We start from the raw sequence: 22996 nt of genomic DNA on the forward strand, positions 1-22996 counted from the left end.
TAATTTAGTAAGAAAATGACTGGTTTACATAATAAATGGGAGGTCAAAGATCATCATTCCACTTTGGAGAAGAAGAATGCATTGGATCTTTTATCTGAGAATCATATAGAGTCCTTGGATAGTTCTGCACACTATCGTTTTAAACAGATTAATGTTATCCGTTATGAAGATATTCCTATAAGTAATTCTACAATACGCGCTCAATATCTTTTTGAACGTGCAAATCATAATGTCCATACAAAATGTGAAGAAAGTTATTATACTTTTACACCACAGCAGAACAAAATTGGTGATTTTCTGAGCCTTTCTGATCAAATTAGAAAAGAGGTATATTGGCGTATAGATAAAAATGGAGAACCTCTACGTATTTTGAATGAGGGAGAGTTGAAGGAAAGTTGGGAAAATGCTAAGAGAGAAACTCTTCCTAACAATGAGTTTATGAACTCTTTGGATAAAGAACAGTATCAAAAGATTATTCAAGCTGGAGATACGGAGTTCCAAGATATGAGTTTATTTATACGTAATTATAGAACAAATCTTTTTTTTAGAGAGCTATTTGGACAATACTTAATGAAATCACCAGAGAATTTTGAATTTGAGAAATTACAAACAATGTCTAACTTTTTCAAAGATATTGTTATAGAAGCAAATTTCACATATTCAAAGTTGAAAGAGGACGAGAAATTTATATTTATAGTGAAAGAAAGCGAACTTGACCGTAATAAGCTTGATGAGATAGAGATGGTAAAACAATACAATAAATTATATAAACCAAAAATTAAATATGACTTTACAGAATATGATTATAAATATAGGGCAACTATGAAGTTAAACAAAGAGGACGGATTGATTGAAAATCTAACTCTAAGTCTTACAGAAAAAATTAAAAATAATCTAATTTGTGATATCAGTTTTGATTTAAAGCGTATAGAGTCATGAAAGGTTATATAGAAGAGGGAGGCTGGGTTTCTTGCACAATGGATAGTTTCGGAACTCCCAGACAGTTAGTAGCACGGCGTGATGCTCAGGTTAAACGGCATAATGGTAAAATCTTATTAACAAAAATAGATACAGCAATTGATAAACAATTTGTTTGTAACTCCCCTGTTAAATTCTGGACGGGTTTGGCTGCACTTGCTGTAGGTATAGCAATTGCTTTATCTGGTCCTGTAGGCTGGATAGCTTTGGGAGCGTGTGCTGTGGCTGCTGTTGCGATTACTATCCAATCTGTAACGTCTCATGCTTGTAATGGGTGTTTAGAAGGGGCTGAATGGGATAACTCTCATAAAAGGGTTTCTTGGGGTGCCCAGAATGCCATATTATACAATTATTCTCAGTTAGAATGCAGTAATGGAGGACTTCTTATTGCGAGTGAGACATTCGATGAAGCAAATAGTATTTCTAATCAGATGGCTCTAAATAACTGGAAAGCAAATGCAATAAATATTGGACAACATCTTGCGAATGGAATTATTGATGGTCTTATGGGCTTTTCTTTCACAGCAGTAGATGTTACATTTGAGTTGGCTGGAGAGTACCTTGGAGAAAATAATATCGTAAGTGGAGAAACATGGTTTGGAGTTGGATTAGGCAAAGATGCAACTACTACGATATTAAAAGCTGCACCTGCTGAGCGAGCTCTATCAAAAGAGATAGTAAGTAGCATATTTACTGCAGAATTTTGGGCTGTCTTAAAAAAAAAGCCCAAGACTAACCCTTCAATTAATTAGCCCTACTTCGCTTATTAAAGATGTAGGCAAGGGACTACTAAAAGGTTCAGCCGTCGGCATTCCACAATTAATAGTAAACAATATGATAGATGCGGAAGAAGAAAAATTGAAGGATAAAAATGAAACAGCTATTATGCATCAAATAAATTCAAATAGTGATATTATAGCTAAGAAAATATAGTTAAATAAAAATGAGTATTTTATAAGAACGTCAAAAAGCTTAACTTTGTTGTAAGTTTGTTATTAATATAACGCTTTTTAAATATTTTTGCTTAGATAATAATATAACAACCATTAAATAATAAAAGATGAAGAGTTTCAAAATTAATGCACAAGGAATAGGTGCAGCTATAGGCTTATTGTTGGTAAACGGGATAGTCTATCTGATTTTTCATCGTACACCAGCAAGCGAGGAAGAGATTAACGCATATATTCAGAACTCGGAAGTTGTAGAACTAACCGATTTCACTTTTTTTGATGTGGAAAGAATGGTAAGGTATGCAAGACAGCCTTTGAGACGCAACCATAGTACACTGTATAAGAATATAGCAAAAGTTTATTCGCCAGATAGTAAGAAAAATTTTGTTTTAGAGACTTACGATGTCCCTGGCAGAATATCAGTAAATGCAGAACTTTTGCGAAGGAGTCCCAAAATCTATCTTGTTGTTAATAAGGATGATTTGCATAATCCAAAATTAGGAAGTAAGGAAAAGCCTGTTCCTGCATTATTGTGGTACACAAGTCCAGATAGTAAGTTTAATCAACTTCCTGAAGACGATTACAAAAATAATGTAAAGGAATACCTTACCTATTGCCGAACTGAATAAAGAAAGAGTATAATAATTGGTTAATGGGAAAACTGAAAGGTTAGATAATATAGAAAAGCAAAGATAGATTTAAGCAAAAGAGTTCTATCAAAAATATGAAGAGTTTCAAAATTAATGCACAAGGAATAGGGTCAGCCATAGGCTTATTGTTGGTAAATGGGATAGTCTATCTCATTTTCCATCGTACACCAGCAAGCGAAGAAGAAATTAACGCATTTATTCAGAACTCGGAAGTTGTGGAACTGACAGATTTTACTTTTTTCGATGTGGAAGACATGGTAGTATATGCAAGACAACCTTTGAGACGCAACCATAGTACACTGTATAAAGATATAGCAAAAGTTTATTCGCCAGACAGTAAGAAAAATTTTGTTTTAGAGACTTATGGTGTCCCCGGTAGAATATCAGTAAATGCAGAACTTCTGCGAAGGAGCCCCAAAATCTATCTTGTTGTTAATAAGGATGATTTACATAATCCAAAATTAGGAAGTAAGGAAAAGCCTGTTCCTGCATTATTATGGTATACGGACCCAAATTATAAAAATTATGAAGTTTCTGAAAGAAATTATATACATAGTGTAAAGGAATACCTTACCTATTGCCGAACTGAATAAAGAAAGAGTATAATAATTGGTTAATGGGAAAACTGAAAGGTTAGATAATATAGAAAAGCAAAGATATATTAAAGTAAAAGAGTTCTATCAAAAATATGAAGACTTCCAAAATTAATGCACAAGGAATAGGTGCAGCCATAGGCTTATTGTTGGTAAATGGGATAGTCTATCTCATTTACCATCGTACACCAGCAAGCGAAGAAGAAATTAACGCATATATTCAGAACTCGGAAGTTGTGGAACTGACAGATTTTACTTTTGAAAAATGATTACATAATTTCAAATAAAACATCTACAAATAACGGCAAAAACACATATAAAAGATAAGTTTGTAACAAACGGTAAATCAGTCAGTTATAAGTTTGTGTAAGAAAAGATGCTTAATTGGACTTCAAAAGGGCGTTAGTAAGACCTCTAAAGGGCATCTTTTGTAAGTCAATTAGGCGTCTTTTAGAAACCAAAAGAGCATGTGTTATTTTTGAGTTGCATGAAAATAGTTTACAAGTATTAGTTGGTATGGGAATAAGTAACTTGTAGAAGACGGAAAGATATTAATAATATGAGATTTCTTGAGAAGATATTTAATGTGATATAACGTTTAGATTTTATTTTTTGGTTACATTTGTTGCCAAATATGAATTACGCAAAGGTAACAAGTGTTACCTAATAAAGAGTTTTCTCTTTCTTTGATTATGTTTACAAACTTATGGCATATCTATTGTTGTTCATTGCAGTAAGAGGAGGGCATGGTATGCCCTAATTTAATATAAGCTCTTAAAATATAAATAAACATTAATCAGAATAAAAAAAAATGACACCAAAGAAATTATGGTTGACTTTGGCAGCGGTCATTATAGGATCGTTTGCCGTTTTATGCTTCTATGGCGTTGAGATTTTCAGAGAGATGCCACCTTTTCCTAACAAGGTGGTAACAGAGAGTGGTGAAACGTTGTTTGAAGGACAAGATATAAAAGATGGACAGAACGTTTGGCAGTCTATTGGAGGTCAGACAGTAGGTAGTGTTTGGGGACATGGCGCATACGTAGCTCCTGATTGGACAGCCGACTATTTGCATCGTGAGTCAGAATTGATGTTAGCCGAATTAGCTAAGAAATATGGTAAGGTATATAACCAGTTGGACGAGGCAGACAAGGCTAAGTATAAGGTATTGTTGCAAAAAGAGCTCCGTAAGAATACATATGACGCACAGACAGGCATTATCACCTTTAGTAAGATGCGTGCTAAAGTGGCAAAGCAATTGCATAATTATTATGCCAAACTATTCTTAAATGACCCATCTATGGCTAAATTGCGCAATGCGTATGCTATGCGCGATAAATCTGTAGAAGCAGTAGACGGACTTTCTGCTGAGAAGCGTTTTGATAAGATGGACGCTTTCTTCGCATGGTCAAGCTGGGTATGTGTGACCAACAGACCTAATAGCGACGTTAGTTATACCAATAACTGGCCACACGACCCTGTCATAGGCAATGTTGCCCCTACTTCGTTACATCTCTGGTCAGGCTTTAGTGTGTTATTGTTACTCTTCTGTGTAGGAATTTTAGTTTACTATTATGCACAGCATAAAGAAGAACATGTATCAAAGGTGCCAGAATCAGATCCGATGAGAGATCTTAAACCTACAGCATCGATGCGTGCCGCGCTGAAATACATTTGGGTAGTAGGTGCATTGATGCTGGTTCAGATGCTTTCTGGTGTGATTACAGCTCATTACGGTGTAGAGGGAGATGCTTTCTTTGGGTTACCCATACAAAACATTTTCCCTTATGCCGTATCGCGTAGTTGGCATGTCCAGTTGGCTATTCTTTGGATTGCAACCTCGTGGTTGGCTACAGGTTTATATATAGCTCCAGCAGTTTCGGGAGTTGAACCAAAATATCAAGCCTTAGGTGTAAACATTCTCTTTGGAGCATTGGTTTTCGTAGTTGCAGGTTCATTAGCTGGTCAATGGTTCGGAGTAATGCAAAAGCTTGGTTTGGTAGAGAACTTCTGGTTTGGTCATCAAGGATATGAGTATGTTGAGCTGGGACGTCTATGGCAGATACTATTGCTTACAGGTTTAGTTCTTTGGCTATTCTTGATGATTCGCGCACTTATTCCTGCACTCAAACGAAAGGACGAAAATCGTCATTTACTTACGCTTTTTGTTATTGCCTCATTAGCTATCGCATTCTTTTATGCAGCAGGTTTGATGTATGGACGCCAAACCCATATGGCTGTTGCTGAATACTGGCGTTGGTGGGTTGTTCACCTTTGGGTTGAAGGCTTCTTCGAGGTATTTGCTACGGTGGTTGCATCGTTCTTATTCTGTCGTTTAGGACTACTTAAGATTAAGAGTGCCACAGTTTCTGTGTTATTCTCTACTATCGTCTTCCTTGCAGGTGGTATTTTAGGAACATTCCATCACTTGTATTTCAGTGCGACTCCAACTGCAGTATTAGCACTTGGAGCTACATTCAGTGCTATGGAACTTGTTCCGCTCGTACTGATAGGAATAGAAGCATATCATAATTATCAACTGAGCCGTTCTGCCGATTGGATAAAATCCTATAAGTGGCCGATATATTGCTTCATTGCAATGTGTTTCTGGAACTTCTTGGGTGCTGGTATCTTTGGTTTCTCAATTAATCCGCCAATCGCCTTGTATTATTTGCAAGGACTGAATACTACTGCCGTTCACGGACATGCAGCTCTTTTCGGAGTCTATGGTATCTTAGGAATAGGCTTAATGCTATTTGTTTTGCGCGGTCTTTATCCAAATAATGAGTGGAACGATAAGCTTATAGGATCTGCTTTCTGGTGTATGAACGTTGGTTTACTGCTAATGACGGTGGTAAGTATTTTACCTATTGGTATCCTACAAGCCAACGAAAGCATCACCAACGCTTACTGGTCGGCAAGGTCGGCTGAATTTATGCAACAAGATTTCATGCAAACATTAAGATGGCTACGTGTACCTGGAGATATATTTGTAGCTTTGGGTGAAGTTCTATTTGTCTTGTTTGTCATCGGTTTACAGTTTGGCTGGTCGAAGAAAGGTAAACGCTAAAAGGCAGATTTATCTGCTTGCGTTATAGATGTTGATTTCGTGTGTTTCAAGGGCTTCAACTGTGTGCTTTAGCCCTTGAAACTATTTTGAAGGATGTATAACCTATTAGCCCCTATCTCAACTGATTCTTTTTTTATAAAATAATACTTCTTCCTTCCATATCTATCTCTTTTGTTATTCTATTGGTTAGAGGTAAAAACTTTTGTAGTTAGATTTGGGCAAATGACTTTAATGTATTATCTTTGCATAAAAGAAATAAAGTATTATCTAAATCATATTAACAAAATGGACAATAACAATCAGAATCAAGAGGGACAGCAGTTGCAGATTGATCTCTCACCAGAAATTGCTAAAGGTGTTTATACAAACTTTCAGATAATCTCTCATTCAAGCTCAGAGTTTGTACTTGATTTTGCTACACTTCTTCCAGGTGTACCAAAGGCAACAGTAACAAGCCGTGTTATTATTGCTCCTGAGCACGCATTACGTCTCCTTGCAGCTTTGCAGGACAATGTAGTTCGCTATGAGAAAGAGTTTGGTAAAATTGATCGCCACGAGCCAGAGCAGGAGCCACGTACGATTGCTCCATTTGGTCCTGGTAAGGTTGATGCATAAGCAGACTTCTTACTGATAAATAATAAAGCCGTTCGAGTAATCGGGCGGCTTTGTTGTTTTTGATAATCTCGGTTGATATAGAATGTGCTGTTCTCGAATTACTTGCGTTTCAAACAATGGTAGGAAATATGTTTGTCGACTATTTGGGCGTAATGGATTTAACCTCGAAAGGCAAATTTATAAATAAAGATGCCAACAAGAGGTGTGAAAACAAGGCTTAGTCCTATAAGTATGAAGCACGATAGCCAGCCCCAATCTCTCCACTTGATGACAAAGGGCATAAGTATAAGTGTAATGATGAATTCTATAAATGTCCACTTAATAAGAATTATTTTGAAAGACAAAGATAAATAAAAGCAATGTAATTACAAAGTGATTATATCTTATTTTTATTCAATCGTGTCTGATAGGCTGTTCTAAAACGGAGAGCACACCTTGTCGGTAATCCCATTATGAAGTTCTGGAAAAGACAACGGACGCACAAATAGTGCGTCCGTTATAGATAATATAGTTAAATGATATGCTTATAGTCCTTGGCTTTGTAACTCTTTCTCAGGCATTGGTAGCCATTTGATTTTACGGCTTGCCCAAGTTGTTGCGGCAGAACCTTGCTCCAGTCCACGACGGATATCCGCTGAACGTTCACCACGGAACGCAAGGAAGATACGGCGCAGTTCGGCTATTTGTGCAAGGGTAGGGGTTGTTGAAAGTTGACTTGCAGCGTCATACTTGCTAATGACCTTATTAACTTCTGTCATTGCATTACCAACCATAATACCTCTCACAATGAGTTCAGCTTTGATAAGATGGATGTCATCATCGTTTGAGAGTATCATTGAACCCTTTCTCGTTAAGGCAGACGCATAAATATTATAGCGGTTAGGGTTCTTCTTGTCTACACCAGCGTGAGCCAGTGGTAAAGCTTTCTTCTCAGCATCTGTTATTCTTGCAGCTTCAAGAGAAGGGCTTACCTGTACGTCACGGCTGTTAGGACCAATAGCACTATATAATGGATTATCAGCACCATCATTGTTGTAGATTACTTCTACACTCTCACCATCTTTCAGTGCTTCTTCAATTAATGCCTTAGCGTCTGCATACTGGCCACGATGCAATGCAAGTTTCAGGTTATAGGTTTTTACCTGTCGGATAGCAGCATCTTGATCAAAACCTTTAAAGGTCTTCAAAGCGTCAGATTGTGCAGCTTTTAGTGCCGCCTCATATTGCTCCTTAGCTTGATTTAGTATGGCTTCGTGTGATACGACAGCTTTGTTGAGAATTACAGAACCTCCTTCTGCTGCTGGAGTTGTTGAGAATGATTCTGCAAGCAATTGAAGAGCATAACCTGCATGAAGATGTCCTACATAATTACCATATTCTTTCGCTATCTTGGTTTGCTCTGCATTCGTCCCTGTTATCTGTCCAGCTATCTCTGTCAGTTCAATACTGCGTGCATAATAGTTGTGGATTTTATTCCAGAGATTATTCTGAGTTCCAGAGGTTGGGGTGAGATTGTCTGTTGCTATCTGACGATAGAGGAGTGCATTAGGAATTGTTCCTTCTGTCAATTCATCAACAGTCGTTCCCAGTGCAAGGAAAGCCGCTGCAGCAGCATCACCTTGAAGTGTTTTTACATAAGCAACCAATGGACCATCACTGATAGTGTTGGACTGAATGTTTGCTATCATCGTAGACTTACTTAATTGGTCTTTTGTAAGAGTATTACTTGGTGTCTCAGCATTTTCTACCCACGAGTCACAACTTGCGAACAGCATAGATAGGGCGAGAATGGCATATATTGATTTTTTCATTGTAGCGTCTTCTTTTATAATGTGAAACTTAATGTTGCTGTATATGTACGTGGATGTGGTGTATTGGTGATGTCACGTGATAGACTTCCAATACCTCTCTGCTTACGGTTTCCGCCGTTACCTTCTACTTGTGGGTCAGCACCAGAGTAGTTGGTAATGACGAATACATTTTGTACTGCAAACGAGAAACGCATACCATTGACAACGTTTCGTGTCCACTTACGTGAGAGTGACGATAAGTCATAACCCAAATAGAGAGTTGAAAGGCGCAAGAAGTTAGCTTTCTCAATGTAGTTAGCTCTGAATCGTGCGCTGTGAGCCAGTTCTTCTGCAATCTGGTTATATTCTGCAGTACCAACAGTTGTATTAGCAAGTGCCTGCAGTTGGTCGTTGCGTTTCTTGAGGTTGTCGCCTAATCCTGCTACGTTATAGAAACTTTGGTTATAGACAGATGCACCCAAAGCATAATTCCACTTCGTACCAAAAGTAAAGTGGCTGAATAACTTTAAGTCGAAACCAAACGAACCATTGACAGATGGGAATGGCTTACCAAGATACTGATAGTCATTACTCTCTATTGCACCTATTTTCTGGTTGTATGTTCCGTCTGCATTGAAGGCTGGCTTCTCAACAGTGTGATAATAGAAGGCATAGACAGGTTGCCCCTCTTTTACAACGTTTGGATAGTTGTTAATATCCTTTCCACCTGTGTCAGTCACTTTATTTGCCTGATAGTTAAGATTGGCATATACATCAAGAGAATGGCGATTTGCCTGCTTCCAAAGATTACCATTATAGCTGATTTCAAGACCATGTCCCTTTACTTTTCCTACGTTACGTGGAACACTTCCAATCCATCCATCACTTGAAAGGAGGTCGTCGTAGATGATGGCATCAGAGGTGTATTGTGCATATAGCGTAAGTGCCAATGTATGTCTGTTATGGATAGTCCAGTCTGTACCCAATTCAATCTCTCGCATACGCTCTGGCTTGATGTCAGGGTTACCTTTGTATTGAGGTTTAACAATTGGACCATAAGCACTGATTCCGTCCATGACGTAAGATGTACGGGCGTCTGTAGGGTAGGGAAGGCGTCCGCTCTCACCGTATGCAATACGGAACTTCTGATTCTTGAGGTTGTATGATGCGCTCAAAGATGGATAATAAATGCTTGCTACATTGCTACCGATGAGATTTGATGCATCACGTCTTAGTCCAGCATTGATGAATAATCGATTGTCATAGTTAAGGAAAGCCTCACCATAGAGACCCCATGTGCGCTGTTCGAAGGTAGACTCCGAAACTGTACGCTCTGTAGCAGCTGAGATATTGTCGATGTCACTTCTAAAGCGAGAAGCTGATATGCTGTTTAGAGTTTCATACTGGCGTGCAATTTGTGAGAGAAGCGTCGCTGTGAGATCCCATTTGTCTGCAAGATGGAACTTACGAGTAGCTTTAATGTCCCAATTGAAGTTAGAGTTTCTACGATTGCTAATATTTTTAGCACCTTCAGTATTGTTTCCTAACTTGTAACCGAAAGGTAGACGATAGGTTCCTTCTGTATGGTTAACGTCTGCACCAATGATAGTTTCAAGCTTTATGTCTGCTGGAAGCATATAGCTAAGACGAAGATTACCGATGAAGCGGTCATTTCCATAGGTCCAACTCTGTGCTCGCCATGTACTCTCGTCAACGTATGGCCAAGGTGTCTGATTAATCATTAGGTTCCAAATTGCGTCATATCTACCCATTGCAGTCTGAGGAAGACTGATGTTGCCATGTATGTATGAAGCAGTAGCACCGAGAGAAAATCGGCCTGAGCGAAGGTCGTAAGCAAGTTTTGTACTATGGCGCTTGTCTTTGTTGCCTGGTACGACACCTGCTATGTCATTCATGTTATAGGAGAAGAAGATATTCTGATTCCCCTTGAATGCTTTTGAAACAGAGGTGTAGAGTGTTTTCTGCCAACCAGTTTGGAAGAAGTTGTTGATAGGATCGTTATTTACAAACTGATCATATTTTCTTGCAAGTGTAGCAGCACCTAACGACATCTTTACTTGTATGTCAGCCTTTCCGTTTTCAGGGTTGTTATTCTTTCCTCTTTTGGTTGTGATAACGATAACACCGTTAGCAGCTTCTGCGCCATAGCTGGCTGCAGCAGAAGGACCCTTTATGACATCGATAGTTGCGATGTCATCAATAGTTAAGTCGTTGAGTGCGCTGAGTGCATCTTGTGAACTATTGATATCAGAGATGTGAGAACTATTGTATTTCACGCCATCAACATAGATAATAGGGTCACGCTCCATGCTCATTGTGGCACCACTACGCATATTAAAACGAATTGGCATACCAACTTTACCATTGCTTTGGTACATTTGAACACCACCAATCTTACCATCAAGCATATCGCTGAGTGAATTGGTATGGGCATTCTTACTTAGGTTGGCAATGTCGATATGATCAACCTTACTTCCAAGTGCTTTCTGACTACGTGCACTGGAAATACTGGCAGTGACCTGCACCTCCTGAAGGTCGATACCAGGAATAAGACTGATAGTAGGTTGTCCTTTTAGTGATTGTGCTTTTATGTTCTGTTCTTTAAAGCCGATATAGCTGATGTGGAGCATTTGGTCGTCATTAGTGTTCAGTGAAAAGAAACCGTCCTCATTGGTTACAGTTTCAACACCTTTGTTACCTCTTACTACAGCACCAATAATAGGTTCTCCTGTATCTTGGTTAATTACACGCGCCTTGTAAGTTGTCTGTGCGCTTAGGTTGACGGCAGAGGCTATCGACAGCATGGCGATACCTCTTTTAATGTTATGTATCATAAAAGTTTTTTTGTTATCCCCTCTAAGGATTATTTTTGCGACTACATTTATACTAAGGTGTAATCTTTATTTTATGGCGCAAAGTTACCTTATTAATAATAATAATACAATACCTAAAAATCGTGATTTTGTGCGACTGGTAGTTTGTTTGTCCTAATGAAAAGAGAATTTTGTTGGGTGAATGATGTGCAAAACCTTTTAAAAGAAGATTCATTTAATGCTAACTTGTATTTTGTCTTTCAGTTTTCTATAGATGTGTTGATGGTTAGCACAAGTGGTGCTGATGGTTAGCACCAATGGTGTTGATGGTTATTTACTTTATTGTATTTTATTAGAGAGGAGGCTCCTTGTTGTTAGGGAAGTGTTGTTCTACTAATATTAAGCGACAAGCTATTAGTAAGAATGTATGCACTTTTGGTTCTGGTGAGTTATCATTGTCTGTAAGAGGTTTAGTATGAGTGATAAAGATATAGTGGGCTTCTTGGAAAGTAATAGTTTTAATAGTGTTATGCATGCAGAAAATTAATCATACCGCAGATAGATTATAATAGCTTTTGGGACAGTTTTCAGAGTGTTTTATCGTTTTTTTTAGTCTTATTTTTTAGAAGGGGCACTTCATTTTTTTATTGTTTTTAGGCTTGAACGGATGCCAAAACAGCTTTTTAAAGTGTTAAATAATAAATAAAAAGTTATTTATTGTTAACATGGGCGGTTTAAAAGATTATTCTTTTTCTTATTATTAGGTCATTTAAGGGAATTTTTGTACCTTTGCAACCCGAAACGACAGAGTGAATTATAGCGTTTTTAGTGTGTATCGCTTGTGTTCGTAATGGATTGAAAATAAACAAAATAAATATATAACAATAAAAAGTAAAATTATGCCTACTATTTCACAATTAGTAAGAAAAGGCAGAAAGGACATCGTAGACAAGAGCAAGTCTCCGGCTTTGGACAACTGTCCACAGCGTCGTGGCGTATGTGTTCGTGTTTACACTACAACTCCTAAGAAGCCTAATTCGGCAATGCGTAAGGTTGCCCGTGTTCGTTTGACCAACCAGAAGGAAGTTAACTCTTACATCCCAGGAGAGGGTCATAACTTGCAGGAGCACAGTATTGTTCTCGTTCGTGGTGGTCGTGTTAAGGACCTTCCTGGTGTGCGTTATCACATCGTTCGTGGTACTCTTGATACCGCAGGTGTTGCCAATCGTACACAGCGTCGTTCAAAGTACGGTGCTAAGCGTCCAAAGGCAGCTAAGAAGTAATATTTGCGTTGCCTAAAGGCAGCAAAAGAAACTTCAATCCATAAAGCCGAGGTGCAACGGCCGGTGATGGTCGATGCTCCAAGGCTCTTTAAAAGAAGAAACTAAAAACAAACAGTTTTGCTGGAGATTTGTAATCACAAAGGTTGAGTAAATGCCCAAGAGAGGGTGTTGAAGAACGTAAGACGACAGCCTCCGCAGAATTAAAGTTTAAAATTAAAATGAGAAAAGCAAAACCAAAGAAGCGTGTAATCCTTCCAGATCCAAAGTTCAATGATCAGAAGGTATCAAAGTTCGTAAATCACTTGATGTATGATGGTAAGAAGAATACCTCATACGAAATCTTCTACGCAGCCCTCGATATCGTAGGCGGTAAGTTGAAGGGTGAAGAGAAGTCTCCACTTGAGGTGTGGAAGCAGGCTCTCGATAACATCACTCCACAGGTAGAGGTAAAGAGCCGCCGTATCGGTGGTGCTACTTTCCAGGTACCAACAGAGATTCGCCCAGATCGTAAGGAGAGTGTTTCTATGAAGAATATGATTGCTTTTGCACGTAAGCGTGGTGGTAAGAGTATGGCTGATAAGCTTGCTTCTGAGATCATGGATGCTTTCAATAACCAGGGTGGTGCTTACAAGCGTAAGGAAGATATGCACCGTATGGCTGAGGCTAACCGTGCATTTGCTCACTTCAGATTCTAATCAAGTTATTATAATAAGGTAAAAGGAAATGGCAAATCACGATTTACATTTGACTCGTAATATCGGTATTATGGCACACATTGATGCCGGTAAGACGACAACATCTGAACGTATTCTTTTTTATACAGGTAAGACTCACAAGATTGGTGAGGTTCATGACGGTGCTGCTACCATGGACTGGATGGCACAGGAGCAGGAGCGTGGTATCACTATCACATCTGCTGCTACAACATGTAACTGGAACTATCTCGGCAAGTCTTATAAGATTAACTTGATTGATACTCCGGGACACGTTGACTTTACTGCTGAGGTAGAGCGTTCACTCCGTGTCCTTGATGGTGCAGTTGCTACTTATTCTGCAGCTGATGGTGTACAGCCACAGTCTGAGACTGTATGGCGTCAGGCTGACAAATATAATGTACCACGTGTTGGTTATGTTAACAAGATGGACCGTTCTGGTGCTGACTTCTATGAGACAGTACAGCAGATGAGAGACATTCTTGGTGCTAATCCTATCGCTGTTCAGATTCCTATCGGTGCAGAGGAGAACTTCAAGGGTGTTGTTGACCTCATCAAGATGAAGGCTATCTTGTGGCATGATGAGACAATGGGCGCTAAGTATGACATCGAGGATATCCCAGCAGATCTCGCTGATGAGGCTGCCGAGTGGCGCGAGAAGTTGCTCGAGGGTGCAGCTAACTATGACGATGAGTTGATGGAGATGTACCTTGAGGGTCAGGATATTCCTGAGGATAAGATTATTGCAGCACTCCGTAAGGGTTGTATCGCAATGGAATGTTGTCCAATGCTCCTTGGTTCTTCTTACAAGAACAAGGGTGTTCAGACTCTTCTCGATTATGTTTGTGCTTTCTTGCCTTCTCCACTGGATACACCAGCTATCGTTGGTATAAACCCAGACACAGAGGAGGAAGAGGATCGTAAGCCAAGCGAGTCTGAGCCTACATCTGCTTTGGCATTTAAGATTGCTACTGACCCATTCATGGGCCGTTTGGTATTCTTCCGTGTCTACTCAGGTAAGATCGTTGCTGGTTCTTACGTATTCAATACACGTTCTGGTAAGAAGGAGCGTATCAGCCGTCTGTTCCAGATGAACTCTAATAAGGAAATTCCTATGGAGTCAATCGATGCAGGTGATATCGGTGCTGGTGTAGGTTTCAAGGATATTCGTACTGGTGATACTCTCTGTGATGAGAACGCTCCAATTATCCTCGAGTCTATTACCTTCCCTGATACTGTGATTTCTATCGCAGTTGAGCCAAAGAGCCAGGCTGACGTTGCTAAGCTTGATAACGGCCTTTCTAAGCTTGCTGAGGAGGATCCTACATTCACCGTTCGTACTGATGAGCAGAGTGGTCAGACCATTATCTCTGGTATGGGTGAGCTTCACCTCGATATTATTATCGACCGTTTGAAGCGTGAGTTCAAGGTTGAGTGTAACCAAGGTAAGCCTCAGGTTAACTACAAAGAGGCTATTACTAAGGCAGCTCAGAGCCGTGAGACTTATAAGAAGCAGTCTGGTGGTCGTGGTAAGTTCGCATGTATCGACGTAACTATCGAGCCAAAGGACGAGGATTACGAGGAGGGCGACTTGCAGTTTGTAAACGTTGTTAAGGGTGGTAACGTACCTAAGGAGTTCATCCCTGCAGTAGAGAAGGGCTTCAAGGATTGTCTTGGCAACGGTGTGCTCGGTGGCTTCCCATTGACAGGTCTTAAGGTTACTTTGACTGATGGCTCTTTCCACCCAGTTGACTCTGACCAGTTGTCATTTGAGCTTGTAGCTCACCAGGCGTTCAAGGTTCTTTGTCCTAAGGCAGGTCCTGTTCTTATGGAGCCTATCATGAAGGTAGAGGTTGTTACTCCAGAGGAGAATATGGGTGATGTTATCGGTGACTTGAACAAGCGTCGTGGTCTTGTACAGGGTATGGATGAGGCTCGTAGCGGTGCTCGCATCGTTAAGGCTATGGTTCCATTGTCAGAGATGTTCGGTTACGTAACAGCTCTCCGTACAATTACTTCTGGTCGTGCTACTTCTTCTATGGAGTATGATCACCACTCACCAGTATCAAGTACTCTCGCTAAGGAGATTCTTGATGAGTTGAAGGGTAATTCAGATCTCGTTAAGTAAATAATATAAGGTACTGCTCTCTCATAGCGAATGACTCTTATGAGAGAGCAACCTTTACGTATATTCAATAATAAATAATAAATTAAACATGAGTCAGAAGATTCGTATTAAGCTGAAGTCTTACGACCACCAGTTGGTTGACAAGTCAGCAGAGAAGATTGTGAAGGCTGTTAAGGCTACTGGCGCTATCGTTAGCGGTCCAATTCCATTGCCAACACACAAGCGTATTTACACAGTAAACCGCTCTACATTCGTTAACAAGAAGTCACGTGAGCAGTTCCAGCTCTCAGATTTCAAGCGTCTCATCGATATCTATAGCTCTACAGCAAAGACTGTTGACGCTTTGATGAAGCTTGAGTTGCCTTCAGGTGTAGAGGTTGAAATCAAGGTGTAGTCATCTGTTGATAAATAAGAAACAAATTAATACAAAAAGCATTTACATTCATTTTTAAATCATTAATTGAAATGCCAGGATTATTAGGAAAGAAAATCGGAATGACATCCGTTTTCAGTGCCGACGGTAAGAATGTACCGTGCACTGTTATCGAAGCTGGTCCTTGTGTTGTAACCCAGGTTAAAACCGTAGAGAAGGATGGTTACAAGGCTGTTCAGTTAGGTTTCGGCGAGGCTAAGGAGAAGAGAACTTCTAAGCCACAGCAGGGACACTTCAAGAAAGCCGGCACAACACCAAAGAAGCACTTGGCCGAGTTCAAGTTTGACGAGGAGTATAACCTCGGTGACACTATTACTGTTGAATTGTTCAGCAATGAGAAGTTCGTTGACGTTGTAGGTACATCTAAGGGTAAAGGTTTCCAGGGTGTTGTTAAGCGTCACGGATTCGGTGGTGTAGGTCAGTCTACTCACGGTCAGGATGACCGCGCACGTAAACCGGGTTCTATTGGTGCTTGTTCTTACCCAGCTAAGGTCTTCAAGGGCATGCGCATGGGTGGCCAGATGGGAGGCGATAGAGTTACAACTCAGAACCTTCAGGTGTTAAAGGTTATTCCAGAGCACAATCTTATTCTTGTTAAGGGTAGTGTTGCTGGATGTAATGGTTCAACCGTAATAATTAAGAAGTAATGGATATTAACGTATTAGATATCAAAGGTCAGGAGACCGGCCGTAAGGTAACTCTTAACGAGAATATCTTCGGAATTGAGCCTAACGATCACGTCCTCTATCTCGCAGTTAAGCAGTATCTTGCTGATCAGCGTCAGGGTACAGCTAAGTCTAAGGAAAGAAGTGAGCACGCTGGTTCTACTCGCAAGTTGGGTCGTCAGAAGGGCGGCGGCGGTGCTCGTCGTGGTGATATCAATTCTCCACTCCTTAAAGGTGGTGGTCGCGTATTCGGTCCTAAGCCACGTGATTACAGCTTCAAGTTGAATAAGAAGGTTAAGGTTCTTGCTCGTAAGTCTGCATTGGCTTATAAGGCACAAGATAATGCTATCGTTGTAGTTGAAGATTTCAATCTCGACGCACCTAAGACTAAAGATTTCGTAAATATTGCAAAAAATCTTAAAGTTGATAGCAAGAAGGTCCTTCTCGTTTTGCCAGAAGTAGAGAAAAACGTATATTTGTCGGCTCGTAATCTACAGAAAGCTGAGGTTATGACTGCTGCTCAGGTGAATTCATACAAAGTTTTGAACGCTGACGTAGTGGTTATTACAGAGAACTCTCTGAAGGTTATCGACGAAATCTTAACCAAGTAATAATTAGGAGACAAGAAGAATTATGGGATTTATCATTAAACCAGTGGTCACTGAGAAGATGACCAAGTTGACTGACAAGTCTTCTGAGGATAAGGTTGTAAAGCACAAGGGTGAGAAGAGAACTATTTTGGCTCAGCCAAAGTATGGTTTTATCGTTAAGCCTGAGGCCAACAAGCTTGAGATTAAGAAAGAAGTTGAGGCTTTGTACAACGTTACAGTAGTAGATGTGAATACGATTCGTTACGCAGGTAAGCGTCAGGCACGTTATACCAAGGCGGGTCTCGTTAAGGGGCAGAAGAACGCATTCAAGAAGGCTATCGTCACTTTGAAGAATGGCGATTCAATCGATTTTTATAGCAATATTTAAATAAAAAATGGCAGTACGTAAATTAAACCCGGTTACACCGGGACAAAGACACAAGGTTATTGGCACGTTCGAGGATATTACTGCATCCGTGCCAGAGAAGTCTCTCGTTTACGGTAAACGTTCTACCGGTGGTCGAAACAACACTGGTAAGATGACTGTCCGCTATATGGGCGGTGGTCACAAGAAGAAGTATCGTCTTATCGACTTCAAGCGAGAGAAAGATGGTGTTCCAGCTGTAGTGAAGACAATCGAGTATGATCCTAACAGATCAGCTCGCATTGCACTGTTATACTATGCTGATGGTGAAAAACGTTACATTATTGCTCCTAACGGACTGCAGGTTGGTGCAACACTGATGTCTGGTGCTGAGGCAGCACCTGAGGTTGGTAACGCACTTCCTTTGGCTAACATTCCTGTTGGTACTGTAATTCATAACATTGAGTTACGTCCAGGTCAGGGTGCATTGCTCGTTCGTTCGGCTGGTAACTTTGCTCAGCTTACTTCTCGTGAAGGCAGTTATTGTGTTATCAAGCTTCCTTCTGGTGAAACACGCCAGATTTTGTCAGCTTGTAAGGCAACTGTAGGTAGTGTAGGTAACTCTGACCACGCTCTTGAGCAGTCTGGTAAGGCTGGTCGCTCTCGTTGGTTGGGTCGTCGCCCTCGCAACCGTGGTGTTGTTATGAACCCTGTTGATCACCCAATGGGTGGTGGTGAAGGCCGTCAGTCTGGTGGTCACCCACGTTCACGTAAGGGCTTGTACGCTAAGGGTCTTAAGACTCGTGCACCTAAGAAGCTTTCAAACAAGTACATTATTGAGAGAGCTAAAAAGAAGTAATCAAAGTAATTAAGAGTAAATTATGAGTCGTTCATTAAAAAAAGGTCCATACATCAACGTATCACTCGAGAAGAAGATTCTTGCTATGAATGAGAGTGGTAAGCAGAATGTAGTAAAGACATGGGCCAGAGCATCAATGATTTCCCCTGATTTTGTGGGTCACACTGTTGCAGTTCATAACGGAAATAAATTTATCCCTGTTTACATTACTGAGAATATGGTAGGTCACAAGCTCGGAGAGTTCAGCCCTACACGCCGTTTCGGTGGTCACTCTGGTAATAATAAGAGGTAAGCAGGTCATAATCCATTTAGAAAATAGAAAAATATAATGGGAGCAAGAAAACATATAAAGGCTGAAGCTCGTAAAGAAGCTTTGAAAAGCCAGTATTTTGCAAAGCTCAAGGACTGTCCTTCTTCTCCACGTAAGATGCGCTATGTAGTAGACATGGTTCGTGGTATGGAGGTCAATCGTGCCCTTGGCGTGCTGAGATTCTCCAAGAAGGCAGCTGCCCAGAACGTTGAGAAACTTCTGCGTTCAGCTATCAACAATTGGGAGATAAAGAATGACCGCAAGGCTGAAGACGGTGAACTTTATATCTCTAAGATCTTCGTTGATGAAGGCGTTACAATGAAGCGCATGCGTCCTGCACCTCAGGGCCGTGGCTACAGAATCCGCAAACGTTCTAACCACGTCACTCTCTTCGTTGATTCGAAGGCTGACGCTAATAATGATGATAAATAAATAGTAGAATGGGACAGAAAGTTAATCCAATTAGCAACCGTCTTGGTATCATCCGCGGTTGGGAGTCAAATTGGTTCGGTGGCAAGAATTTCGGGGATAATCTCGTAGAGGATCGCAAGATTCGTACTTACCTGAACAAGCGTTTGGAAAAAGCAAGCGTTTCCCGTATTGTCATTGAGCGCACATTGAAGCTCGTCACCATTACTATTTGCACCGCTCGTCCGGGTATCGTTATCGGTAAAGGTGGTCAGGATGTTGATAAGCTTAAAGAAGAGTTGAAGAACCTTTTCAAGAAGGAGATTCAGATTAATATCTTCGAGGTTAAGAAACCTGAACTCGATGCAAACATCGTTGGTAACAATATCGCTCGCCAGGTAGAAGGTAAGATTGCTTACCGTCGTGCTATCAAGATGGCAGTAGCTAACACTATGCGTGCTGGCGCTGAGGGTATCAAAGTTCAAATTACAGGTCGTCTGAACGGTGCCGAAATGGCTCGTAAGGAAATGTTTAAGGAGGGTCGTACTCCTCTGCATACATTCCGTGCAGACATCGATTATTGTCAGACAGAAGCCCTTACAAAGGTAGGTCTGCTGGGTATTAAGGTATGGATTTGCCGTGGTGAAGTTTACAACAAGGTAGATCTTACTCCTAACTTTACTCAGGAGAAGAGCAATGGCCGTTCTAACAATGGTGGCCGTTCTGGAAGAGGTAATCGTAGAAGAAACAATAACCGTTAAAAGAAGAAGCTATCATGTTACAGCCAAAAAGAGTAAAATATAGAAGACCTCAAGACGGACGTGGCAATAAAGGCAACGCCCACAGAGGTACACAGCTGGCTTTCGGCTCATTCGGCATCAAGACACTTGAGGCTAAGTGGATCGACAGCCGTCAGATTGAGGCCGCTCGTATAGCAGTAAACCGCTATATGAACCGTCAGGGCCAGGTCTGGATTCGCATCTTCCCTGATAAGCCAATCACTCGCAAGCCTGCCGATGTTCGTATGGGTAAGGGTAAGGGTGATCCAGCAGGATGGGTAGCACCAGTTACTCCAGGTCGTGTTCTCTTTGAAGTAGAGGGCGTAAGCTTTGATATTGCAAAGGAGGCTCTCCGCCTCGCTGCACAGAAGCTGCCTGTTAAGACAAAGTTTATTGTTAGACGTGATTTCGATAAAAACGCTTAAGAAAGATGAAGATTAAAGAAGTAAAAGAACTCGAGACCAAGGACTTGGTTGAGAAAATTGAGAACGCTGAGACAGCTCTCGCAAAGATGAAGCTGAATCATCAGATTACTCCGCTTGAGAATCCATCTCAGATTAAGGCCGCTCGTCGTGATATTGCACGTATGAAAACAGAACTTTCTCAGAGAGAACTTAATAAATAACAATGGTCCAGATGGAAACAAGAAATTTAAGAAAAGTAAGACAGGGTGTCGTTATCAGCAACAAAATGGATAAAACCATCGTTATTGCAGCTAAGTTCAAGGAGAAGCACCCTATTTATGGTAAGTTTGTCCAGAAGACAAAGAAGTACCATGCTCATGACGAGAAGAATGAGGCTAATGTAGGTGATACAGTACTCATTATGGAGACTCGTCCTCTTTCTAAGACAAAGAGATGGAGATTAGTTCAAATTGTAGAAAAAGCTAAGTAATTATGATACAGACAGAATCAAAACTTACAGTATGTGATAACAGCGGTGCTCGTGAAGCTAAGTGCATTCGTGTGCTCGGTGGTACTCGCCGTCGTTACGCAAGTGTTGGTGACGTTATCGTAGTTGCTGTACAGAACGTCATCCCATCAAGTGAATTGAAAAAGGGTGCAGTATCAAAGGCTTTGATCGTTCGCACAAAGAAGGAAATTCGTCGTGCTGATGGTTCATACATCCGCTTCGATGATAACGCATGTGTATTGCTGAACAATGCTGGCGAAATTCGTGGTAGCCGTATCTTCGGCCCTGTTGCTCGTGAGCTGCGTGCAGTGAACATGAAGGTCGTTTCTTTGGCACCTGAGGTTCTTTAATTATTAAATTGAATAATAAAATGGCAAAATTCCATATAAAGAAAGACGATCAGGTCATTGTTCTTGCTGGTTCAGACAAGGGCAAGACAGGAAAGGTGCTTAAGGTCATCGCAGATAAGGAGCGTGCTATCGTTGAGGGTGTGAATATGGTCTCTAAGAGCACAAAACCTTCTGCTGCTAACCCTCAGGGTGGTATCGTTAAGCAGGAGGCTGCAATTCATATCTCAAATTTAAGTCTCATCGATCCGAAGAGCGGTAAGGCTACACGTATCAAGATTGAGCGTGAAGGCAAGACTGTTAAGCGTATCGCTAAAAAGTCAGGGGAGGAAATTAAGTAATGAACACAGCTCAGTTAAAGAAACAGTATAAGGAGCAGATTGCTCCTGCTTTGCAGAAGCAGTTCAATTATTCTTCAGCTATGCAGGTACCTGTTTTGAAGAAGATTGTTATCAATCAGGGTCTTGGTGACGCAACTCAGGATAAGAAGCTTATCGAGGTTGCTGTTAATGAGATTTCTTCTATTACAGGTCAGAAGGCTGTTGCAACTTATTCAAGAAAGGATATTGCAAACTTCAAACTGCGTAAGAAGATGCCTATCGGCGTTATGGTAACTCTGCGTCGTGAGCGTATGTATGAGTTCCTCGAGAAACTCGTTCGCGTATCTTTGCCACGTATCCGTGACTTCAAGGGTATCGAGAGCAAGTTTGATGGTCGTGGAAATTATACTCTCGGTATTACCGAGCAGATCATCTTCCCAGAGATTAATATCGATCAGGTTGACCGCATCCAGGGTATGAACATTACCTTCGTTACTTCAGCTAAGACTGATGAAGAGGGTTATGCTTTGCTGAAGGGCTTCGGACTTCCATTCAAGAATGCTAAAAACGATTAATTGATATGGCAAAAGAATCAATGAAAGCTCGCGAAGTAAAGCGTGCAAAGCTTGTTGCTCGCTATGCTGAGAAACGTGCAGCTCTGAAGAAGATTATCGCTACTTCAAATGATCCTGAAGAGGCTTATAAGGCAGCTCGCAAGTTGCAGTCTATTCCTAAGAATGCTAATCCTATCCGTTTGCACAACCGTTGCAAGATTACAGGACGTCCAAAGGGTTACATTCGTCACTTCGGTCTCTCTCGTATTCAGTTCCGCGAGATGGCATCTCAGGGACTCATTCCAGGAGTAAAGAAGGCAAGCTGGTAATCAAATATATCGACGCGGATAGTGAATTGTGAAATTAATTTTGTATCTTTGCAGTTCATTATCCGCTTTCAAGCGATTTTTAATATTGTCGGGGTAGTCCCGATTAATTAAACATTTATATTTTATGACAGATCCAATAGCAGATTATCTGACAAGACTCAGAAACGCAATCATGGCTCATCACCGTGTCGTTGAGGTTCCTGCGTCTAACTTGAAGAAGTCTATTACAAAGATTCTCTTCGAGAAGGGTTACATCTTGAACTACAAGTTCATTGAGGATGGTCCCCAAGGTTCAATCAAGGTCGCACTTAAGTACGATCCTGTAACAAAGCAGAGCGCTATCAAGAAGTTGAAGCGTGTTTCTACCCCAGGTCTTCGCCAGTATACTGGTTACAAAGACATGCCGAGAGTAATTAACGGACTTGGAATTGCTATCCTTTCCACGTCTAAAGGTGTAATGACAGACAAGGAAGCTGCTGCTGAGAAAATTGGTGGTGAGGTTCTTTGCTATGTTTATTAATT

At 40.7% G+C, this 22996-nt stretch carries 28 protein-coding genes; 26 read left to right on the forward strand and 2 right to left on the reverse strand.

What is annotated here, in order from left to right; translation table 11 throughout:
* Window positions 1-15 precede the first annotated feature (15 nt).
* The 7 genes from PMEL_RS01660 to PMEL_RS01685 all read left to right on the forward strand — a co-directional run bounded on the left by PMEL_RS01660 (window position 16) and on the right by PMEL_RS01685 (window position 6856).
* Window positions 16-939 (forward strand): hypothetical protein, encoded by a 924-nt coding sequence (locus PMEL_RS01660; RefSeq protein ID WP_120173681.1) that lies wholly within the window; start codon window positions 16-18, stop codon window positions 937-939.
* 38 nt (window positions 940-977) lie between these two features.
* Window positions 978-1730: a hypothetical protein gene (locus PMEL_RS01665; protein ID WP_145985341.1), complete on the forward strand. Its 753-nt coding sequence runs from the start codon at window positions 978-980 to the stop codon at window positions 1728-1730.
* A gap of 308 nt (window positions 1731-2038) precedes the next feature.
* Complete coding sequence (locus PMEL_RS01670) at window positions 2039-2557, forward strand: hypothetical protein (RefSeq protein WP_120173683.1); 519 nt, start codon at window positions 2039-2041, stop codon at window positions 2555-2557.
* A 95-nt stretch (window positions 2558-2652) separates the two neighbouring features.
* A complete protein-coding gene (locus PMEL_RS01675; protein ID WP_120173684.1) occupies window positions 2653-3171 on the forward strand; it encodes a hypothetical protein in 519 nt (172 codons plus the stop codon).
* Between the two features lie 95 nt (window positions 3172-3266).
* Complete coding sequence (locus PMEL_RS12170; RefSeq protein WP_172586723.1) at window positions 3267-3440, forward strand: hypothetical protein; 174 nt, start codon at window positions 3267-3269, stop codon at window positions 3438-3440.
* Window positions 3441-3982: 542 nt separating this feature from the next.
* On the forward strand, window positions 3983-6241 hold the full coding sequence (locus PMEL_RS01680; RefSeq protein ID WP_120173685.1) for a nitric-oxide reductase large subunit: 2259 nt from the start codon (window positions 3983-3985) through the stop codon (window positions 6239-6241).
* A gap of 285 nt (window positions 6242-6526) precedes the next feature.
* Complete coding sequence (locus tag PMEL_RS01685; protein ID WP_004361672.1) at window positions 6527-6856, forward strand: DUF3467 domain-containing protein; 330 nt, start codon at window positions 6527-6529, stop codon at window positions 6854-6856.
* Between the two features lie 524 nt (window positions 6857-7380).
* On the opposite strand, the gene PMEL_RS01695 is transcribed toward PMEL_RS01685, so the two are convergent.
* Together PMEL_RS01695 and PMEL_RS01700 are read right to left on the reverse strand one after the other, a co-directional pair.
* The gene (locus PMEL_RS01695; RefSeq protein ID WP_120173687.1) at window positions 7381-8667 is read right to left on the reverse strand and encodes a hypothetical protein; all 1287 of its coding nucleotides are present in this window, start codon (window positions 8665-8667) and stop codon (window positions 7381-7383) included.
* Window positions 8668-8681: 14 nt separating this feature from the next.
* The gene (locus tag PMEL_RS01700) at window positions 8682-11501 is read right to left on the reverse strand and encodes a TonB-dependent receptor domain-containing protein (protein WP_120173688.1); all 2820 of its coding nucleotides are present in this window, start codon (window positions 11499-11501) and stop codon (window positions 8682-8684) included.
* An 878-nt stretch (window positions 11502-12379) separates the two neighbouring features.
* Here PMEL_RS01700 and rpsL point away from each other — a divergent pair.
* The 19 genes from rpsL (at window position 12380) to rpsH (ending at window position 22994) form a co-directional block, all read left to right on the forward strand.
* A complete protein-coding gene (gene rpsL, locus PMEL_RS01705; protein WP_004335835.1) occupies window positions 12380-12763 on the forward strand; it encodes a 30S ribosomal protein S12 in 384 nt (127 codons plus the stop codon).
* A gap of 218 nt (window positions 12764-12981) precedes the next feature.
* Entirely contained in the window at window positions 12982-13458 is a 477-nt protein-coding gene (gene rpsG, locus PMEL_RS01710; RefSeq protein ID WP_120174609.1) for a 30S ribosomal protein S7, read from the forward strand.
* 28 nt (window positions 13459-13486) lie between these two features.
* Entirely contained in the window at window positions 13487-15604 is a 2118-nt protein-coding gene (gene fusA, locus PMEL_RS01715) for an elongation factor G (RefSeq protein ID WP_120173689.1), read from the forward strand.
* 88 nt (window positions 15605-15692) lie between these two features.
* Window positions 15693-15998, forward strand: coding sequence for a 30S ribosomal protein S10 (gene rpsJ, locus PMEL_RS01720; protein WP_004352787.1), 306 nt, complete (start codon window positions 15693-15695; stop codon window positions 15996-15998).
* Between the two features lie 71 nt (window positions 15999-16069).
* On the forward strand, window positions 16070-16684 hold the full coding sequence (gene rplC, locus PMEL_RS01725) for a 50S ribosomal protein L3 (RefSeq protein WP_120173690.1): 615 nt from the start codon (window positions 16070-16072) through the stop codon (window positions 16682-16684).
* A complete protein-coding gene (gene rplD, locus PMEL_RS01730) occupies window positions 16684-17313 on the forward strand; it encodes a 50S ribosomal protein L4 (protein WP_120173691.1) in 630 nt (209 codons plus the stop codon). The genes rplC and rplD overlap by 1 nt, the downstream gene beginning before the upstream one ends.
* Window positions 17314-17335: 22 nt before the next feature.
* On the forward strand, window positions 17336-17680 hold the full coding sequence (gene rplW, locus PMEL_RS01735) for a 50S ribosomal protein L23 (protein ID WP_004361609.1): 345 nt from the start codon (window positions 17336-17338) through the stop codon (window positions 17678-17680).
* Window positions 17681-17687: 7 nt separating this feature from the next.
* Window positions 17688-18515 (forward strand): 50S ribosomal protein L2, encoded by an 828-nt coding sequence (gene rplB / locus PMEL_RS01740; protein ID WP_120173692.1) that lies wholly within the window; start codon window positions 17688-17690, stop codon window positions 18513-18515.
* A 22-nt stretch (window positions 18516-18537) separates the two neighbouring features.
* Window positions 18538-18807 (forward strand): 30S ribosomal protein S19, encoded by a 270-nt coding sequence (rpsS, locus tag PMEL_RS01745; RefSeq protein ID WP_004361611.1) that lies wholly within the window; start codon window positions 18538-18540, stop codon window positions 18805-18807.
* Between the two features lie 36 nt (window positions 18808-18843).
* Window positions 18844-19257: a 50S ribosomal protein L22 gene (rplV, locus tag PMEL_RS01750; RefSeq protein WP_120173693.1), complete on the forward strand. Its 414-nt coding sequence runs from the start codon at window positions 18844-18846 to the stop codon at window positions 19255-19257.
* Between the two features lie 8 nt (window positions 19258-19265).
* Entirely contained in the window at window positions 19266-19994 is a 729-nt protein-coding gene (gene rpsC, locus PMEL_RS01755) for a 30S ribosomal protein S3 (RefSeq protein WP_004352815.1), read from the forward strand.
* 14 nt (window positions 19995-20008) lie between these two features.
* Window positions 20009-20437 carry a 50S ribosomal protein L16 gene (gene rplP, locus PMEL_RS01760; RefSeq protein ID WP_004361613.1) on the forward strand — a complete coding sequence of 143 codons (429 nt, stop codon included), beginning with the start codon at window positions 20009-20011 and terminating at the stop codon, window positions 20435-20437.
* Between the two features lie 5 nt (window positions 20438-20442).
* On the forward strand, window positions 20443-20637 hold the full coding sequence (rpmC, locus tag PMEL_RS01765) for a 50S ribosomal protein L29 (RefSeq protein ID WP_004361614.1): 195 nt from the start codon (window positions 20443-20445) through the stop codon (window positions 20635-20637).
* Between the two features lie 2 nt (window positions 20638-20639).
* On the forward strand, window positions 20640-20906 hold the full coding sequence (gene rpsQ / locus PMEL_RS01770; protein WP_004361615.1) for a 30S ribosomal protein S17: 267 nt from the start codon (window positions 20640-20642) through the stop codon (window positions 20904-20906).
* 2 nt (window positions 20907-20908) lie between these two features.
* On the forward strand, window positions 20909-21274 hold the full coding sequence (gene rplN / locus PMEL_RS01775; RefSeq protein ID WP_004361616.1) for a 50S ribosomal protein L14: 366 nt from the start codon (window positions 20909-20911) through the stop codon (window positions 21272-21274).
* Between the two features lie 20 nt (window positions 21275-21294).
* Window positions 21295-21612 (forward strand): 50S ribosomal protein L24, encoded by a 318-nt coding sequence (gene rplX / locus PMEL_RS01780; RefSeq protein WP_120173694.1) that lies wholly within the window; start codon window positions 21295-21297, stop codon window positions 21610-21612.
* Window positions 21612-22166, forward strand: a complete 555-nt coding sequence (rplE, locus tag PMEL_RS01785; protein WP_120173695.1) for a 50S ribosomal protein L5 — start codon at window positions 21612-21614, stop codon at window positions 22164-22166. The genes rplX and rplE overlap by 1 nt, the downstream gene beginning before the upstream one ends.
* A 5-nt stretch (window positions 22167-22171) precedes the next feature.
* The gene (rpsN, locus tag PMEL_RS01790; RefSeq protein WP_120173696.1) at window positions 22172-22474 is read left to right on the forward strand and encodes a 30S ribosomal protein S14; all 303 of its coding nucleotides are present in this window, start codon (window positions 22172-22174) and stop codon (window positions 22472-22474) included.
* Window positions 22475-22598: 124 nt separating this feature from the next.
* Window positions 22599-22994 carry a 30S ribosomal protein S8 gene (gene rpsH, locus PMEL_RS01795; RefSeq protein ID WP_004361620.1) on the forward strand — a complete coding sequence of 132 codons (396 nt, stop codon included), beginning with the start codon at window positions 22599-22601 and terminating at the stop codon, window positions 22992-22994.
* Window positions 22995-22996 lie beyond the last annotated feature (2 nt).

This window comes from Prevotella melaninogenica, assembly GCF_003609775.1.
Classification (GTDB): Bacteria; Bacteroidota; Bacteroidia; order Bacteroidales; family Bacteroidaceae; genus Prevotella; species Prevotella melaninogenica_A.

What these genes read in the sequence shown, in the direction of transcription:
- rplB (WP_120173692.1), top strand. Translation starts at nt 17,688, where the DNA reads ATGGCAGTACGTAAATTAAACCCGGTTACACCGGGACAAAGACACAAG.
- PMEL_RS01685 (WP_004361672.1), top strand. Translation starts at nt 6,527, where the DNA reads ATGGACAATAACAATCAGAATCAAGAGGGACAGCAGTTGCAGATTGAT.
- rpsQ (WP_004361615.1), top strand. Translation starts at nt 20,640, where the DNA reads ATGGTCCAGATGGAAACAAGAAATTTAAGAAAAGTAAGACAGGGTGTC.
- rplE (WP_120173695.1), top strand. Translation starts at nt 21,612, where the DNA reads ATGAACACAGCTCAGTTAAAGAAACAGTATAAGGAGCAGATTGCTCCT.
- rplD (WP_120173691.1), top strand. Translation starts at nt 16,684, where the DNA reads ATGGATATTAACGTATTAGATATCAAAGGTCAGGAGACCGGCCGTAAG.
- rpsL (WP_004335835.1), top strand. Translation starts at nt 12,380, where the DNA reads ATGCCTACTATTTCACAATTAGTAAGAAAAGGCAGAAAGGACATCGTA.
- rplV (WP_120173693.1), top strand. Translation starts at nt 18,844, where the DNA reads ATGGGAGCAAGAAAACATATAAAGGCTGAAGCTCGTAAAGAAGCTTTG.
- rpsG (WP_120174609.1), top strand. Translation starts at nt 12,982, where the DNA reads ATGAGAAAAGCAAAACCAAAGAAGCGTGTAATCCTTCCAGATCCAAAG.
- rplW (WP_004361609.1), top strand. Translation starts at nt 17,336, where the DNA reads ATGGGATTTATCATTAAACCAGTGGTCACTGAGAAGATGACCAAGTTG.
- rplC (WP_120173690.1), top strand. Translation starts at nt 16,070, where the DNA reads ATGCCAGGATTATTAGGAAAGAAAATCGGAATGACATCCGTTTTCAGT.
- rpsH (WP_004361620.1), top strand. Translation starts at nt 22,599, where the DNA reads ATGACAGATCCAATAGCAGATTATCTGACAAGACTCAGAAACGCAATC.
- PMEL_RS01695 (WP_120173687.1), bottom strand. Translation starts at nt 8,667, where the DNA reads ATGAAAAAATCAATATATGCCATTCTCGCCCTATCTATGCTGTTCGCA.
- PMEL_RS01680 (WP_120173685.1), top strand. Translation starts at nt 3,983, where the DNA reads ATGACACCAAAGAAATTATGGTTGACTTTGGCAGCGGTCATTATAGGA.
- rplP (WP_004361613.1), top strand. Translation starts at nt 20,009, where the DNA reads ATGTTACAGCCAAAAAGAGTAAAATATAGAAGACCTCAAGACGGACGT.
- PMEL_RS01660 (WP_120173681.1), top strand. Translation starts at nt 16, where the DNA reads ATGACTGGTTTACATAATAAATGGGAGGTCAAAGATCATCATTCCACT.
- rpsJ (WP_004352787.1), top strand. Translation starts at nt 15,693, where the DNA reads ATGAGTCAGAAGATTCGTATTAAGCTGAAGTCTTACGACCACCAGTTG.
- rpsC (WP_004352815.1), top strand. Translation starts at nt 19,266, where the DNA reads ATGGGACAGAAAGTTAATCCAATTAGCAACCGTCTTGGTATCATCCGC.
- PMEL_RS01665 (WP_145985341.1), top strand. Translation starts at nt 978, where the DNA reads ATGGATAGTTTCGGAACTCCCAGACAGTTAGTAGCACGGCGTGATGCT.
- PMEL_RS01700 (WP_120173688.1), bottom strand. Translation starts at nt 11,501, where the DNA reads ATGATACATAACATTAAAAGAGGTATCGCCATGCTGTCGATAGCCTCT.
- PMEL_RS01675 (WP_120173684.1), top strand. Translation starts at nt 2,653, where the DNA reads ATGAAGAGTTTCAAAATTAATGCACAAGGAATAGGGTCAGCCATAGGC.
- rplN (WP_004361616.1), top strand. Translation starts at nt 20,909, where the DNA reads ATGATACAGACAGAATCAAAACTTACAGTATGTGATAACAGCGGTGCT.
- rpmC (WP_004361614.1), top strand. Translation starts at nt 20,443, where the DNA reads ATGAAGATTAAAGAAGTAAAAGAACTCGAGACCAAGGACTTGGTTGAG.
- rpsS (WP_004361611.1), top strand. Translation starts at nt 18,538, where the DNA reads ATGAGTCGTTCATTAAAAAAAGGTCCATACATCAACGTATCACTCGAG.
- PMEL_RS12170 (WP_172586723.1), top strand. Translation starts at nt 3,267, where the DNA reads ATGAAGACTTCCAAAATTAATGCACAAGGAATAGGTGCAGCCATAGGC.
- rpsN (WP_120173696.1), top strand. Translation starts at nt 22,172, where the DNA reads ATGGCAAAAGAATCAATGAAAGCTCGCGAAGTAAAGCGTGCAAAGCTT.
- rplX (WP_120173694.1), top strand. Translation starts at nt 21,295, where the DNA reads ATGGCAAAATTCCATATAAAGAAAGACGATCAGGTCATTGTTCTTGCT.
- PMEL_RS01670 (WP_120173683.1), top strand. Translation starts at nt 2,039, where the DNA reads ATGAAGAGTTTCAAAATTAATGCACAAGGAATAGGTGCAGCTATAGGC.
- fusA (WP_120173689.1), top strand. Translation starts at nt 13,487, where the DNA reads ATGGCAAATCACGATTTACATTTGACTCGTAATATCGGTATTATGGCA.